Below are 16,316 nucleotides of genomic sequence, written 5' to 3'. Positions count from 1 at the left end.
TGAAGATGAAAAACATTAAAACAATACTCGCAGCAACACTAGCCGTTCTGGTTACAGCAAGTAGTTGTAAAAAGGATTTTTTAGATCGTGCACCTATTTCACAAATGAATGGTAATAATTTCTATAAAACTGCCGAGGATATGAAAAATGCACTCGCAGCTGCTTATGGCGGTTTACAATATGGCGGTTTATACTATTCATCTATGCATATAATTGGCGATTTAAGATCGGATAATACCGAAATTACAAATCCAAATGCTGGCTCCGATTTGGTGGCGATAGATAATTTCCAAAATTTGGCAACAACTTCAATTAGCAGCACTACTTGGGCGGGAAATTATCAAGCCATTCAATCGGTTAACATCGTAATAGAGAAAATAGAAGCAGTATCAATGGATGCTACCCTAAAAGCTAGATATTCTGCAGAAGCTAAATTTTTGAGAGGTTTAATGTACTTTAATTTAGTGCGGATTTTTGGTGACGTACCCTTGGTTACCAAAGTAATTAATAACCCAGAAGAAGGCTATGAGTATGGCAGAAATCCTAGCGCTGAAGTTTATGCACAAATTATAACAGATCTTAGCGAAGCAGAGAATATCTTGCCTTACGAATTTACAGGAGCGGATATTGGTAGAGCAACCAAAGGAGCTGCTCAAGCCCTATTGGGTAAAGTTTATCTAACTCAAAAAAGATGGGATTTAGCGGCCACCCAATTAAAAAAGGTAATTGATAATGTGGCTTTAAACAAATATCAATTGTTACCTACTTATGCCGGCGTATTTGGTATTGCTAACGAAAATAATAGAGAGTCTATTTTTGAAGTACAATTTAAAAAAGGATCTTCGGGCGAGGGTAGCCCATACACCAATCAGTTTGCTCCAATTGGTTCTGGTACTGCAGTAGTTGCTATCGGGAATCCACTTGGACAAAATATCCCTACTGAAAACATGAACAATGCTTATGAAGCAAATGATGCTAGAAAAGCAGTTTCAATGAGAAATAGCTATGTGCTAGGTGCAAATACGGTGCAACATAATTACATTGTGAAGTATCTTGGTGTTCCAGCTGCAAATTTAGATAGCGATAATAATTGGATTGTTTTGAGATATGCTGATGTGTTGTTAATGTATGCAGAAGCATTGAACGAACAAGGTTATTTGGCCGATGGGCCTGCATTTACGTATCTAAATCAAATCCGAAACAGAGCTGGATTAGGAAGCAAGACGAGTAATAATGCAAATTTGGCGCTAAGAATAGTAGATCAAGCTGCATTTAGATTGGCTATTGAGCAGGAACGTCGGGTAGAGTTAGCCTTTGAAGGGCACCGCTGGTTCGATTTGGTCCGCACCGGAAGAGCACAGGCTGTAATGGGCGGAAAAGGAATGCAGTCTCATCATGATTTATTCCCTATTCCACAAAGTCAAATCGATATTAACCCTTCTAAAATTAAACAAAATACAGGGTATATAAATTAGTCATATCAAGTTTTAGATCACTCCATCTACTTAACGATGGAGTGATATTTCTTGGTCTGTTTTCCTTTTACCATTAATCATCATCATTAATGAAAAGATTATTAATGTCTTTTGCCGCAACTGTGGCCTGCTATTACTTTGTTCATGCGCAAGTGCAAACCCTTAACCAAAAAGATACGGGATATAAGGGGATTTGGTATAGTAACCAGCCATCAAACGACGAATATGTTTATAAGTACAGTGGTGGCTTGGGTACGTATCCTGCTAATCATTATCCGTTTTCTGTTTATGTTAAAGCAGTAAACAAGACTTTTTTCTGTTATGGAGGATCCGATTTAGCGGGTAAAACATTGCTCCATGTGGTTTCTTATTTTGATCATAATACAGGGATGGTGCCCAAACCAACAATCGTATTAGATAAAAAAACAAACAATGCACACGATAATCCGGTGTTGAATATCGATAAAGATGGTTTTATTTGGTTGTTTTCTACTGCACATGGCACCAATAGTCCGTCGTATGTACACAAAAGCACTAAGCCCTATAGCATTGATAGTTTTATTAGGGTTGATGTAACTAAACAAGTGGCAGGTAAAAAAGTGTTAATGGATAACTTTTCCTATTTGCAAGTTTGGTATCAACCCAATAATGGATTTATAAATCTATTTACACATTACGATAGAAAGGTAATTCCAAATCAGCCTTCAAAACCCCGACGCACGATTAGTTACATGACCAGTAGTAATGGAGTAAACTACAGTGAATGGAAAGACTTAGCAATCATCGAAGAAGGGCATTATCAAACGAGTGGAAGTTTTAGAGATGTAGTGGCTACATCCTTTAATTTTCATCCCGTAAAGGATAACGAAAATGGATTGAATTATCGGACCAATCTTTACTACATACAAACCAAAGATTTTGGAAAAACTTGGCAAAATGTAAAGAATGAAAAGATAGATGTTCCACTAACCGATATTCGAAATGTTGCTTTGGTAAAAGACTATCAATCGCTGGGTTTGAATGTGTATATCAATGATTTGGCTTTTGATGCATCAGGAAATCCAATCATCTTATTTATTACGAGTAAGGGATATCAGGCCGGGCCAATCAATGCACCATACACCTGGAACACTGCCCGATACACAGGGAACGATTGGGAAATACTTCCAGTAACTATTTCGGATAATAATTACGATATGGGCTCTCTGGTAGTGGATGAAAAAGGTAATTGGTTAATTGTAGGGCCGACTGCAACAGGGCCGCAGGCATTTAATACAGGTGGTGAGATGGTATTGTGGACAAGTAACAATAAAGGTAAAACATGGAAGTCGAAAAAGATAACAAGTAATAGTTTATATAATCATTCTTACGCTAGAAAACCAGTAAATGTTCATCCAGGTTTTTTTGCCTTTTGGGCTGATGGTCATGGAAGGCAACATTCGGTTTCTAGATTATACTTTGCCGATAAAAAAGGAAATGTTTATCAGCTGCCTGAAAAAATGGACGCCAACATGGTAAAACCAATCAAACTTAAACAACCTAAAAAGTGAGAAATTATAGCGTTATAGTATGTCTTATATTGTTGGCCGCTTGTGGAAAATCCGCTAAAGAGCTTAGAATACTAGATAATATCCAACTCAAAAACAGCCTATTAAAAGTTGAAGTTTTAGCCGATAGCCTAAATGTACCTTGGGATATTTGTTACGGAAATGACCATTCGTTATGGTTTGTAGAACAGGAAGGATTGGTGTCGAGGATAGATTTAGAAACAGGTGAGCAAAAAAGGGTATTGAAGATTGAGGATGTTTGGCACAAACGAACCGCAGGTTTATTAGGCTTAGCAGTGCACCCAAACTTAAAGGAGCATCCATATGTGCTAATGAACTATACTGTAAAAAGAGACAGTACTATTTATAACAAATTAGTGCGATACGAGTTTGATGGTGATACCCTGAAAAATCCGAAAATTTTGTTAGAAGTTGATGGTTTTACGGCACACAATGGTTCTCGAATTGCCTTCGGTCCCGATGAAAAAATTTATTGGGCTACCGGCGATGCCCACAAAGGAGAAAATGCGCAAAATCCTAAAAGTTTAAATGGTAAAATTCTTCGGATAAATATTGATGGTACAATACCACAAGATAACCCGAAGCCTAAAAGTTACGTTTGGGCCAGTGGATTTAGGAATATGCAGGGCTTAACTTTTTCAGATAAAGGTTTATTATACACTTCAGAACATGGAGACGCTATTGAAGATGAAATCAATCTCATTGAGGTAGGGGCTAATTATGGTTGGCCTGTTATAGAAGGGATGCACGACTTACCTGCAGAAAAAGAATTTTCTGCTAAATACAATACACTTGAGCCTATAAAATCGTGGACACCCGTAATTGCTCCAGCTGGAATAACCCACTACAACAGTATGAAGATAGGAGAATGGTCTAATAGTTTGTTGCTTACCACCCTAAAAGGTAAAAGTTTAAGGGTGATTAAATTAAGTACCGACGGTAAAAAGGCTATAGATGAAGAGATTTTCTTTGAAAAATACTACGGAAGATTAAGAGATGTTTGTACCGATAGAGAGGGTGCAGTTTATTTGACAACCAGTAACAAAGATTGGAACCCAACGCCTGGATTCCCTTTGGCCGGTGACGATAAAATATTAAAAATTAGCCCAGCAGAAAAAGCTGTTCGTGAACCTTTGAAAGGCCTTAAGGTCAATGAAGGTAACTTGCTTTCGGGTAAAGCACTTTACAACAGTTATTGCGCTTCTTGTCATAAAGAAGACGGTATGGGTTTGTCTGGTGTGTTCCCTGCATTAAAAGCTTCTACTAAGGTTACAGGGCAAGCAGATCAATTAATTCACGTGCTATTGAAAGGTGTGCCCAATCAAAATGGGACAGCTGCCATGCCGGCTTTTACATTTCTAAAAGACGAAGAAGCTGCGGCCATACTTTCTTATATCAGACAAAATTGGGGAAATGCGGCAAGTTCAATAGTTGCCGCTCAAATTAAAAAACATAGATAATGCCTACTACAGAAAATAAAAATAAATTCATTACTATACTCAAAGGATTAGGCCCTGGCATTATTACAGCGGCTTTGGTTTTCGGACCAAGCAAAATGACCATTACTTCTCGTTTAGGGGCGGATTATGGTTATTCCATGTTGTGGATTGTGGTTGTTGCCATCTTTTTTATGCTGGTGTTTACCAATATGGGAGCAAGAATAGGACTAAGCGGCTCATCAAGTTTGTTAACGCATATCAGAAATAAATGGGGAAAAGGAGCTGCAATTGCTATTGGGCTGGGCGTATTTTTGGTAACCACTTCTTTTCAAGCGGGTAATTCGATTGGAGTAGGTATAGCCATTGCCGAAGCAAGTGGAACTAAGCCTTGGGTTTGGGTAGTGGTGTTTAATGTACTTGGTTTAGCATTGCTTTTTTTTAGGAGCTTTTACAAAATGTTAGAGCGCTTGATGATTGCTTTGGTGGGTATAATGCTATTGGCTTTTATTACCACCTTGTTTTTATCGAATCCTTCTCTGTCCGGTATCGCAAAAGGATTTATTCCTACATATCAGCCTGAGTCAGCTGCTTTGCTCATTGCTTTTATAGCCTCCTGCTTTTCTATTGTGGGTGCTTTTTATCAATCGTATTTGGTGCAAGAAAGTAAAAATAATGGTGCAATGGTAACAAATAAAAGCACTACAGGTATTCTAATTTTAGGATTTATGAGTGCAGTAGTAATTATCTGCGCTGCAGCAGTTTTACATCCTCAGGGGATAAAGGTAAACAGTGCCTCAGAAATGTCTAAAGCCTTACAGCCTTTGTTTGGAGAGTATGCTGCTGATTTGTTCTTGGTAGGGCTTTTTGGGGCTTCTTTTTCTTCTTTAGTGGGTAACGCCACAGTAGGTGGTAGTTTGCTAGGCGATGCATTTGGGTACGGTAATCATCTCAACTCTAAAATGGTACGTTTCTTCATTGCCTTGGTAATGATTTGCGGTGCTTCAATCTCACTTATTTTCGGGAAACTACCTTTAGAATTGATTGTTTTTGCGCAAAGTGTAACTATTTTTTTAGTGCCGTTTATCGGTATCGCTATGTACAGTATAGCGAATGATGAGCGAATAATGGGTAAATATAAAAATAACAGCTATGTAAAGATTGTAGCAGGAATAGGTTTGTTGCTGCTTATTGCTTTAGCGGCTTTCAATTTTTACCAAATGTTTGTGAAATAGAATTTTAAAATATTAAGAAATGGAAGATTTAATAGCTTTAGAGCGAAGGTTAACGGCCCCTTCTGCGGCATTAATAGATGATATAAAGAAAATTAAAGGTGATATTGTGTTGTTGGGTATTGGAGGGAAAATGGGGCCTAGTATGGGTAAATTATTGGTCGATGGAATTAAAGCTGCGGGTGTAAATAAGCGCGTAATCGGTATTTCGAGGTTCTCGGATGAGCAAGCAAAGGCCGAATTAGAAGCTAATGGTATTGAAACTATTACCTGTGATTTACTTAACGATGAAGCGCTTTTTGCCCTCCCCGATGCCGAAAATGTAATTTATCTGGCAGGTAATAAATTTGGTACCACTGGTAAAGAGAGTTTTACTTGGGCTATGAATGCTTATTTGCCTGGGCGTGTAGCCGAAAAATACAAAAATGCGAATATTGTAGCCTTTTCATCAGGCAATGTTTTACCTTTCGTGCCCGTTACCTCGGGTGGTGTTGCCGAAGAAACTACTCCAGAACCGGTTGGGGAGTATGCACAATCTTGTTTAGGCCGCGAGCGTATCTTCGAGTATTTTGCGAAGAAAAATGAAACCCCTATGTTAATTTATAGGCTGAATTATGCGGTAGATTTTAGATACGGGGTAGTATTGGAAATTGCAAAATCAGTAAAGGCAGGTAAACCAATCGATTTAAGTACCGAAAATGTAAATGTAATTTGGCAGGGCGATGCCAACGAAATTGCCATCCGATCTTTATTGCATTGTACTAATCCTGCCAAAATCTTAAATGTTACAGGACCAGAAATCTTATCGGTTAGATGGCTTGCACAACAGTTCGGTACTTTTTTTAATATCGAGCCCAAATTTGTAAACGAACCAGTGGGCACGGCTTTGCTGAATAATGCATCAGAATGCCACCGAATTTTCGGGTATCCAAAAGTAACCATTAGAGAAATTATAGCAATTACCGCTTCTTGGCTTAACGGCGGAGGTGAAGAATTTGGTAAAGCGACACATTTTCAAGAAAGAGGAGGGAAATTCTAATGAAAAAATTAAGTAAGGAATTATATCAACATTTACAGCAAGGAACGGTATTTCCGGCGCATCCTTTGGCTTTAAATAAAGATAGAACGTTGGATGAAGTGCAGCAACGTTTATTAACACGGTATTATATGGCAAGTGGTGCTGGTGGTATTGCGGTTGGTGTTCATTCTACACAGTTTGAAATCCGAGATCCTGAAGTTAACCTATTTGAAAAGGTATTACAATTGGCAGTTGAAGAGGTTTCAAAAGCACAGTTGGATAGACCCTTTCTGAAAATAGCAGGTATTTGCGGACCAATCCATCAGGCAATTGCCGAAGCAAATATTGCCCTGGAATTGGGTTACGATATGGGCTTGCTCAGTATGGGCGGCTTACAGGGATGGACAGAAGCACAGATTTTAGCGCGCGTAAGAGAGGTTGCGGCCATCATTCCGGTATTCGGTTTTTATCTACAGCCTTCGGTAGGGGGGCGTATTTTTAGCTACAATTTTTGGTTGCAGTTTGCCGAAATCCCAAATGTTATGGCCATTAAATGCGCTTCCTTTAATCGTTACCAAACTATTGATGTGGTAAGGGCGGTTTGTAATAGTACACGATGCAACGAAATTGCGCTGTACACCGGTAACGACGATAATATTGTGCCAGATTTGCTAACCAATTATCGCTTTTCGGTTAAAGGTAATTTGGTAGAAAAACGCTTTGTAGGTGGTTTATTGGGGCACTGGGCGGTATGGACGCAAAAGGCCGTTAGCTTATTAGAAGAAATTAAAGCATACAATCAACAACCGAGCGACAGAGCGTTGGCAGCCCTTTTAACAAAAGGTATAGAAATTACCGATGTAAATGCCGCTCTTTTTGATCCAGCGAACCATTTTCATGGGTGTATTCCGGGTATTCACGAAATCTTGAGAAAGCAAGGTTTACTTAAAGGAATTTGGTGCTTAAATCCTAATGAACAGTTATCTGCTGGGCAAGAAGAAGAAATTAATCGCGTTCATCAGGATTATCCGCACTTAAACGATGATGAATTTGTTCGAAAGTTTTTAGCTAAAGAAGTTTAACATCATGAAGGGAAACATTTGGGTATTGTTGCTGCTGTTTATTGCAACAAAGATTAGCTATGCTCAGGAACATAGTAAGCTTGTAAATTACGGACCTCAGTTAACTGCGGCAATGATTCAGGGCAGCCTTTTTGCGAAAGATGCTAAAGGAAATCTATTGCTTTATACCGTAGTAAGGGGTGAGCCTGCGCATTTGTTGGGGTTTAATGTAGCTAAAAAAGTCCTTGTGTTAGATATACCTCTACCCAACACAGATGGTGCTTGGGATTTGAGTCAATCTACAGATGGGACAATTTATATACCCGGTGCAGGAGGTAAGTTGTTTAGTCATCAACCAGGAACCAAAGTAATTAAAGATTTAGGCAATGCATTACCCACAGAAACCTATTTGTGGAGTTTAACCGCAGGTAAAAATGGTGAAGTTTTTGGTGCTACTTATCCAGGATGCAGGGTATTTCGCTATCATCCTAAAGATGGTTTTACCGATTTGTTTAATGCTCCTTTGGTGGCAGGAGAAAATTATGTGCGTAGCCTAGCTTTCGATGAGAAGCGAAATCTACTCTATGCAGGAGTGGGTTCACATGCGCACCTTATCGAGATTAATCTTACTGCTAAAACAAAAAAAGATATTTTACCATCGAAATATCAAGATCGAGAATTTGTGTATGGTTTGGAGTTGGTAAAGGGTAGCGATGGTGTAGATCGCTTATTGGCGCTGCTTACTGCAGGAAACGAGACCTTGGTTTATAATCTTAGCACGCAACAGGTAGAACAAGAAATCGAAGGTATGGATATGAAAGCGGTTGGTTTTAATTCAAATCTGCAGACGATTTACACTTCAAAAGGTAAGTTAATGAGTTTTGATGCCAGTAAACCAGTAGCTTCAGCGATTCAATTAGTCGATAACAGTGATGACGCTGGGCATGCTTTTTTTAATGATAAAAAAGGAAGTTTGTATATGCTAAGTGTTAAAGCAACGTTGCTAAAATATCAGTTTAAAAATAGTAAAGTAGAGCGTGCTAAACTGAATATACCCGCACAGCCAATTCCTATTAATGCTATTATGGTTGGTCCAGATCAAAAAGTTTGGACGGGTGGCTATTTGGCTGGAGGTCACGCAACATTTGATCCAAAAACAGGAAAGAATACAAAATACGCAGGTTTAGATCAAACAGAAGGCATGAGTTTTTTAGGAGATCATATTTACTTTGGTATTTATCCGAAAGGAAAATTTTACGTGTTCGATACCACTAAACCTTGGAGCGTGGCTAATAAAAACCCAAAAGAAGCGTTCGTTGAAAAGGGCCAAAGCAGAGCGTTTGCCGTTCATACCATGCCTAAGCTAGGTAAGGTATATTTTGGAACCGTTCCAGAATATGGAAAACTAGGTGGTATTTTGGTTGCTTATAATGAAACAAACAATCAACATCAATCTTTTGGAGAAGTCCTTCAACAGCAATCGGTAGTAAGTTTATCCAGCAAAGGCAATATATTAGTTGTTGGGGGTTCTATTTCTGGCGGATTAGGGGTAAGGCCTGAACGCAAAGAAGCAGAACTGTTAATTTGGGATACGCTTGGCGATAAAGTTTTAGCAAAGTTGGTTCCAGTGCCAAATGCAGCGGCTATCACATCATTAATCAATGGCCCCGATGGTCATATTTGGGGCATTGCCGACGGCCATTTATTTATTTTAGATGTCAATCAGCAAAAGGTACTGTCTGTTCATAAGCTCTACGACTATCCACCTTTTGGAAGCCACATTTGGAGAAGTGCTTTTATGGCCATTCATCCTTCTGGGCAAATTTATGGAACGGACAACGGTCAATTATTTAAGCTAGATCCAGTAACAAAAGAATGTAAGGTCATTGAAAAAGGAGCTTCACTTATGGCTATGGATCCTCAAGGTAAAATCTATTTTAAAAGAGGGACAGAATTGTGGTCGTATACACCATAGTATAAAATTATGAAAAGGACAACGGTATTTTTTTATATTGTATTTATGCTCGCTCAACTAAGTTGGGCACAAATTCCCGCCGAATTTCAGCATCTCCAAATCCAATGGAAAATGCAAGCAAACGATTATCTGCAGAAAGGTCAGTTTAGCGCATCTTTCATTTTAACAAATTCTGGCATAAAGGAAGCTGATTTAAGCAATTGGACACTTTGTTTTTCGTACCCACGAGAGGTTATCAAAGTGACCAGTGAAAATGCTGTTTTCGAGCCTAAAGGTGGCGAATTTGTGACCATGAACTTAGAGAAGCCTTTCGCTACGATAACTAAAGGGAAGCGATTACAAATCGATTATCTGGCTAAAGGTAAAACGCTAAACGTTACCGATGCACCTGCAGGTTTGTATTTCGTTTCAAAAAAGGATGCTAGTCAGTTTTTTACGGTTAAGAATTTTACGGTCGATTTAAGTGAATTAAGCAAAGCCAGCGAATTACAAGCGGCTGCAGAGCGTTATCGAAAATTTTTGGATGTCCAGGAGCTTACTCCCAATCAATTTGAGAAAATTATACCCAAGCCTGTTTCATACGCTGAAAAAGAAGGTTTTTTTAGTTTAAATGCTCATACAAATTTGGTTGTTGATCTGGCTTTTAAGCATGAGGCCAATCTTTTTAATCAAGAATTGCTTGGACTGTTGGGAGCTAAATTGGTTTTCGCTAAACAGCCAAATACAAATTCAATTGTTTTAAAGGAGAGCAAAGGTTTAGCGACTGAAGGATATCGACTTATTGTTCACCAGAATACGATACAAATAGAAGCGTCTACCCCTGAAGGTGCATTTTATGGTGTACAATCTATAAAAATGTTGATGCCGCCAAGTTCTTGGACCCATCTGAATAAAGAAATATTAATACCCTGTGTTACGATTAGCGATTATCCTCGTTTTGCTTACCGATCCTTGATGTTAGATGTGGCAAGAAATTTTCAACCAAAAGCGGAAATATTGAAGATGCTCGATCTTTTGGCATTGTATAAAATCAATACTTTTCATTTCCATTTAAATGATGATGAAGGTTGGAGATTAGAAATTAAAACCCTACCCGAACTCACACAGGTTGGTGCAAAAAGAGGGCATACTTTTGATGATGACACGCATCTAAAACCCGCTTATGGCTCTGGTGCTGATACTACTAAAATTCCTGGTAGCGGCTACTACAGTCAAGAAGATTTTGTTGAGATAGTGCAATACGCTAAAAGTAGGCATATTACCGTCATTCCAGAGATAGAAACACCTGGGCATGCAAGGGCGGCTGTCAAAGCAATGGATTATCGATATAAGCGATTGAAAAAGCAAGGAAAGCATGCCGAGGCTATCGAATATTTACTGAGAGATACTTTGGATCAATCGGTTTATAAATCTGTACAAGGCTACAATGATAATGTGATGAATGTAGCATTGCCATCTACCTATCGTTTCCTAAATACTGTTATTGACGAGTTAATTTCTCTCTATAAAAAAGCAGATGCGCCATTAAATACTGTGCATATGGGTGGAGATGAAGTGCCACGAGGGGTGTGGGAAAAATCTCCAGCTGTACTTGAATTGATGAAGAAAGAAAACATTCGTTCAAACGACGATTTATGGTATTACTATTTAACGAAGGCAAATGACATATTAAAAGCAAAGAAATTGCATTTGGCAGGATGGGAGGAAGTAGCGATGAGGAAAGTGAGAGAAGGCGATAAAGTGAGTTATATTGCTAATCCTGATTTTATAGGACAAAATTTTAGGGCTTATGTATGGAATAACGTGTGGGGTGGTGGTTCCGAAGATTTAGCCTACAGGTTAGCAAATGCAGGGTATCAGGTAGTGCTATCTGCCGTAAGCAATTATTATTTCGATCTGGCCTATCAAAAAGACACCTTTGAGCCTGGTTTATATTGGGGATCTTATGTAGATACCGATAAGCCATTCTATTTCTCTCCTTTTGATTATTATAAAACGGCAAAGGAGTCTGTTGATGGCAACTTACTAGATCGATCTATTTTGAAGGGGAAAGAACGCCTAACACCAGCAGGCAAAAAAAATATTATAGGTATACAAAGCCAGTTATGGGCTGAGAAAATTTACAATCCGCAAAGTATGCAATATATGTTACTGCCTAAGTTAATGGCCTATGCAGAAAGAGCCTGGTCTGAAGAACCCAATTGGTCTAAAGAAGCGGATAGCACACTATCTTGGCACCTGTATCTTAAAGATTGGAGCCGTTTTGCAAACATTGTGGGTAAACGTGAAATGAACCGTTTATCGCATTATAAGAAAGGATTTAATTTTCGAGTACCACCACCGGGTGTGCTTGTTGATCAAGATAAGGTAAACGCAAATGTGCAGTTTCCAGGGTTAATTATTAGATATACCACAAACGGTGATGAACCTAATGATCAAAGTGAACTTTATAAGCAATCTATTTCTGCTAAAGGCATTCTTAAATTAAGAGCCTTTACCCAAAACGGAAATGCAAGTAGAACGATTACAATAGAACGTCCATGATATGATTAGCAGCACGTTAAATCGAAAGGATTTTATCTTTAAAATGAGTCTTTTGGGAATATCTCCCTTTTTGTCCAAGCTATCTTTTGCTCAAGAGACAAGAGGGAAAAGAGTGGGTATTATTGGGTTAGATACTAGTCATAGTATAGCCTTCACAAAATTGCTCAATGCTGTAGATGCCGATGCTGTTTTTGACGGTTATAAGGTTGTTGCTGCATATCCATATGGGAGTAAAGATTTAGCGCTAAGTAAGGAACGAATTCCGAAACAAATGGAAGAAATTCAGCGCTATCAAGTAAAAATATGTACATCAATTGCAGCGCTACTTAAAGAGGTTGATGTCGTTCTTTTAGAAACCAATGATGGACGCCTGCATTTAGAGCAAGCCTTGGAAGTGATTAAAGCAGGTAAGCCCTTGTTTATAGATAAACCCTTAGCCGCTTCGTTAAAGGACGGTGTCTCTATCTTTGAGGCGTCTAAAAAGTATAATGTCCCAGTTTTTTCAGCCTCATCACTACGTTTTATGAATGCGGTAAAAAAGGTTAGAAATGGTGGTTATGGAAAAGTTTTAGCTGCTGATAGCTATAGCCCTGCAACCATAGAGCCTTCTCATTCCGACTTATTTTGGTACGCTATACATGGCGTAGAAATTTTATTTGCAGTTATGGGTACAGGTTGTAAAGAGCTAACGCGATATTATCAAAACAATATGGAGGTAGTGGTAGGCGTTTGGGAGGATGGTAGACTAGGTACATTTAGAGGGACTAGAATCAGTACAGCAGATTTTGGGGGAGTTTGTTTTACTGAAAAAGAAACGATTCAGTTAGGGCCATATTTAGGTTATCAACCTTTACTAATAGAAATTGTTAAATTTTTCAATACAGGGATTCCACCAGTAAGCCCTATAGAAACTTTAGAGGTGTTAGCCTTTATGGAAGCCGCAGAAATAAGTAAAAATAAAAATGGTGCAAGAGTATCCCTACAGAGGATTTCGCGACATTTTTAAAAGCAGTCGGCCGATATCCAAGCGCATAGCATCCAAACCATAAGTTCGTTTTACGGTTCTGAAGAATTCAAGAATGCAAAATCCTCAAAGCTGAAGATTTTGCATTCCCTGATTATTTAGTCGCCCCTTAAAAAGTAACCATCAGAATTCTATGAGCGTTTAACATAGGTTTGATGGATATTTGGAAGAATAAAAACAATTGTCGAAAAAATCCAAAGAGTTTTTATGAAGAAATGCTTAAAATGTCAGATATAGAACAGTAAGATAAGTTCAGGGCTTCTTGGATAACTGTGGGCAAAAGATTAATCTTCTCCTTTTCGTGAACATATGAGTTCCTACTTTCCGTGAATAACTAATCCCCCAAAATATCACTTTGATCGATGACTAGAGTCTTAGCTTTATACCCCCATTAACAACAAAACCATCCAACGGAGCATAAATGTCACGAAAAACAGGATTGGTTATACTTCCTGTATAAATCGTATCAAACTTAGTTTGTCGCGTGTCGCTAAAATTCTCAAAGTTTATAAAAATTGAAAAGCGATCCCAAATTTTTTCTGCCATGAAACCTGTAGTCCAGTAGCTTTTACCAGTGGCACCATCGTTGAGCTGTTGTTTGCTGAAATAATACGCTTCCAGGCCAATCTTCCATTTGTCCTCTACCTCATACATGAGTACGTTGTTTAGTCGGTGTTTTGAAACAAGCGGATATGTAGTACTCGAATTTTCTATTTGTTGTTTTACATCGGCAAAAGTGTATCCCACAAATAGCTTAAAATTGTCAAGCGTAAATTTGATATTGGTTTCCATTCCCTTGGTTTCTATATTTCCGTTAGGTTGTTGATACAATAGGGTTCCATTGGTGGCTGAGGTCAAAAGGATGGGGTTATTAATAAACGTATAGAAAAACATTTGGTTGATGTTGAAGCCCACTTTATCGTTAAACAATGAAGTACGGTAGTTTATATCGTAGTTGGCGCCATACGACCGCTCGGCTTTAGAGTTGGCTACATCAAGAGGCAACACGTTTCTGAATTGGATTCGTTCGGCTTCTTCCGTAAAAACAGTCGGTGCTTTATAGCCTAATCCTCCACCAAGACGGGTTGACAAATGGTCGTTAATTTTCCATAAGGCTGATACTCGTGGCAAGAACATAAATCCGTATTCATTATGGTAATCGCCGCGTATGCCCGATTCTATATTGATTTTTTCAGACAAATTCCAAGTGTTTTGAGCGAATGCGCCGATTGTTGTGTAATTATAGTCTCGTGGTAAAGCATTATCCTGCACATCTTCTTTAAAAGTGTCGGTCAAAAAATTAAGGCCAAATACCCAGTCGGCCTTTTCGCCAACGTGCTGGTAATTTGCTTCGCTATAGGTTGAACGCTGAACGCCAGAAAAAAGATAATCGGGCATGCCAATGGAGCGATTGTAATAGCTAAACGAATTGCGCAAGGTTAATTTCTGATTTTGACTAATGGCGTGTGTAAGTTCAATTTGTGAACTGTAGCGACCTGTTTTGTTTTCTTCAAAATAAGAATGAGCCGCACTTCCCTCTCCTTTTAGGTATAAAATATCACCACCGGTTCTTTTTTCGTTTGTTGCGTTAATTCCTGCAATAAGCGTCGTAGCCTCATTTAAATAAAAGTAGAGTTTGGGATTAAGTGTAAATCGATCAAAATCGGGTATAGCAGTAAGTCCAACGTCTGAAGGATCGTAAGCCGTTCCTGTATTGTATGCTCCGTAAACGGTAATACCGACTTTAGTGAACTTTTGACTATAAAAAGCACTTGCATCTAAGCCTAAAGCAGAGGTCCCGTTTAACATAAAATTGAGTTGGCGTTCGTCAATAGGTTTTTTAGAAACTAGATTCACCAAGCCCGCAATTGCCCCTCCACCATACAGGGTAGAAGATGAACCTTTGATTACTTCCACCTGTTGAAGATCGAGCGGAGCAATTTGAAGCAGCCCGAGGCCACTAGAAAATCCCGAATATAAAGGAAAGCCATCGCGGATGATTTGCGTGTATTTTCCATCTAAACCTTGAATCCGTATGGCCGAATTGCCGCTGGTTGCAGAAGTTTGTTGAGTCTGAATTCCTGTACTTTCTGCTAAGAGCATACGAATATCGCCGGGCTTCATGTTTCCCTTTTCTTCTAATTCTTCTCCAGAAATGACTTCAATCCGCGTGGGTATGTTGTCGATGGTTCGGCTGCTTCGGGTAGCGGAAACAATTATCTCTTCCAATTCTTCTTCCTCTTCTTCTTCCAATAAAACAACTATTACTGAGCTATCTGCAAGTGGAAAAACTAAGGTATCTCTTTGTGTTTTAAAGCCTTGATAGCTGATTTGAATTACTTGTTGTCCAGCGTTTATTCCGTTGATTGTAACAGAACCATTATTGTCTGAGGCAATGCTTAGAGAGGTTCCTTGCACTTTTACGGTCGCTCCGCGGAGCAACTGATTTGTTTTTGCATCTTTGATGACTGCATTATATGAATTTTGAGCATAGGTCAGAGCTGTACACAACAGCATAACCAAAAGCACAATCGTTCTTTTCATGATGTGTATTTAAATAATAATGTCGATAAATATATCCGTTTGGATTGGTAGGAAAAGCTAAATAAGCTTAGGAGGTTGCCAAATAGCCAGGGAAATAAGTGGTAGCGGAGCGGAAATATAAAGTGTATTGTGTTGTTTTACCGTTATTAAAGGAGGTACAATCGAAGAAAGTTGCTTTGCTGTAAGGATAAATCCGGTGCAGGTTCCACAAACATAAAACGGCGAACATTCTTTGCAACAATCATCCTCTTGAGTGGTGTTTGTGTGTGTTTCCTTTTGGTAAGAATCCTGTGTTGATTCTTCCATGGCGCAGCAAGGTGTAATGGTCAATGTAATTACCAGGATGCTCAGAAATAAGGCAAGGATTTTCACATTGTAAAAGTAAGTATTTATGGTATAAGTTCTAAGGTATTTTAGTTAAAAGTAATAGTAGGGCATC

The 16,316-nt window shown here is 38.8% G+C and carries 10 protein-coding genes; 9 read left to right on the top strand and 1 reads right to left on the bottom strand.

All coding sequences use genetic code 11. From position 1 onward, the window contains the following. The first annotated feature begins 5 nt into the window (after window positions 1–5). The 9 genes from ACJVDK_RS11475 to ACJVDK_RS11435 all read left to right on the top strand — a co-directional run bounded on the left by ACJVDK_RS11475 (window position 6) and on the right by ACJVDK_RS11435 (window position 13,315). Window positions 6–1,475: a RagB/SusD family nutrient uptake outer membrane protein gene (locus tag ACJVDK_RS11475; protein WP_443936808.1), complete on the top strand. Its 1,470-nt coding sequence runs from the start codon at window positions 6–8 to the stop codon at window positions 1,473–1,475. A gap of 89 nt (window positions 1,476–1,564) precedes the next feature. Next, window positions 1,565–3,025, top strand: coding sequence for a BNR-4 repeat-containing protein (locus ACJVDK_RS11470; RefSeq protein WP_443936807.1), 1,461 nt, complete (start codon window positions 1,565–1,567; stop codon window positions 3,023–3,025). Then, a complete protein-coding gene (locus tag ACJVDK_RS11465; protein ID WP_443936806.1) occupies window positions 3,022–4,503 on the top strand; it encodes a PQQ-dependent sugar dehydrogenase in 1,482 nt (493 codons plus the stop codon). Before ACJVDK_RS11470 ends, ACJVDK_RS11465 begins: the two co-directional genes overlap by 4 nt. Then, entirely contained in the window at window positions 4,503–5,714 is a 1,212-nt protein-coding gene (locus ACJVDK_RS11460) for an Nramp family divalent metal transporter (RefSeq protein ID WP_443936805.1), read from the top strand. Before ACJVDK_RS11465 ends, ACJVDK_RS11460 begins: the two co-directional genes overlap by 1 nt. Before the next feature lie 19 nt (window positions 5,715–5,733). Continuing rightward, window positions 5,734–6,750: an NAD-dependent epimerase/dehydratase family protein gene (locus ACJVDK_RS11455; RefSeq protein ID WP_443936804.1), complete on the top strand. Its 1,017-nt coding sequence runs from the start codon at window positions 5,734–5,736 to the stop codon at window positions 6,748–6,750. Continuing rightward, window positions 6,750–7,811, top strand: coding sequence for a dihydrodipicolinate synthase family protein (locus ACJVDK_RS11450; protein WP_443936803.1), 1,062 nt, complete (start codon window positions 6,750–6,752; stop codon window positions 7,809–7,811). The genes ACJVDK_RS11455 and ACJVDK_RS11450 overlap by 1 nt, the downstream gene beginning before the upstream one ends. A 4-nt stretch (window positions 7,812–7,815) precedes the next feature. Then, window positions 7,816–9,765, top strand: coding sequence for a hypothetical protein (locus ACJVDK_RS11445; RefSeq protein ID WP_443936802.1), 1,950 nt, complete (start codon window positions 7,816–7,818; stop codon window positions 9,763–9,765). A 9-nt stretch (window positions 9,766–9,774) separates the two neighbouring features. Further along, window positions 9,775–12,309, top strand: a complete 2,535-nt coding sequence (locus ACJVDK_RS11440) for a family 20 glycosylhydrolase (protein ID WP_443936801.1) — start codon at window positions 9,775–9,777, stop codon at window positions 12,307–12,309. Window position 12,310: 1 nt separating this feature from the next. Further along, window positions 12,311–13,315, top strand: a complete 1,005-nt coding sequence (locus ACJVDK_RS11435) for a Gfo/Idh/MocA family protein (protein ID WP_443936800.1) — start codon at window positions 12,311–12,313, stop codon at window positions 13,313–13,315. 384 nt (window positions 13,316–13,699) lie between these two features. On the opposite strand, the gene ACJVDK_RS11430 is transcribed toward ACJVDK_RS11435, so the two are convergent. After that, window positions 13,700–15,877 carry a TonB-dependent receptor gene (locus tag ACJVDK_RS11430; RefSeq protein ID WP_443936799.1) on the bottom strand — a complete coding sequence of 726 codons (2,178 nt, stop codon included), beginning with the start codon at window positions 15,875–15,877 and terminating at the stop codon, window positions 13,700–13,702. Window positions 15,878–16,316 lie beyond the last annotated feature (439 nt).

It is taken from the genome of Pedobacter paludisoli (assembly GCF_052344095.1).
In the GTDB taxonomy this organism is placed as follows: domain Bacteria; phylum Bacteroidota; class Bacteroidia; order Sphingobacteriales; family Sphingobacteriaceae; genus Pedobacter.
Note: the sequence above shows the minus strand (reverse complement) of the source record. Positions and strands in the feature narration are given on the sequence as shown.

Bases quoted from the DNA above. Each gene is read 5' to 3' on its own strand.
- ACJVDK_RS11475 (WP_443936808.1), top strand. From the start codon at position 6: ATGAAAAACATTAAAACAATACTCGCAGCAACACTAGCCGTTCTGGTT.
- ACJVDK_RS11470 (WP_443936807.1), top strand. From the start codon at position 1,565: ATGAAAAGATTATTAATGTCTTTTGCCGCAACTGTGGCCTGCTATTAC.
- ACJVDK_RS11460 (WP_443936805.1), top strand. From the start codon at position 4,503: ATGCCTACTACAGAAAATAAAAATAAATTCATTACTATACTCAAAGGA.
- ACJVDK_RS11455 (WP_443936804.1), top strand. From the start codon at position 5,734: ATGGAAGATTTAATAGCTTTAGAGCGAAGGTTAACGGCCCCTTCTGCG.
- ACJVDK_RS11450 (WP_443936803.1), top strand. From the start codon at position 6,750: ATGAAAAAATTAAGTAAGGAATTATATCAACATTTACAGCAAGGAACG.
- ACJVDK_RS11445 (WP_443936802.1), top strand. From the start codon at position 7,816: ATGAAGGGAAACATTTGGGTATTGTTGCTGCTGTTTATTGCAACAAAG.
- ACJVDK_RS11440 (WP_443936801.1), top strand. From the start codon at position 9,775: ATGAAAAGGACAACGGTATTTTTTTATATTGTATTTATGCTCGCTCAA.
- ACJVDK_RS11435 (WP_443936800.1), top strand. From the start codon at position 12,311: ATGATTAGCAGCACGTTAAATCGAAAGGATTTTATCTTTAAAATGAGT.
- ACJVDK_RS11430 (WP_443936799.1), bottom strand. From the start codon at position 15,877: ATGAAAAGAACGATTGTGCTTTTGGTTATGCTGTTGTGTACAGCTCTG.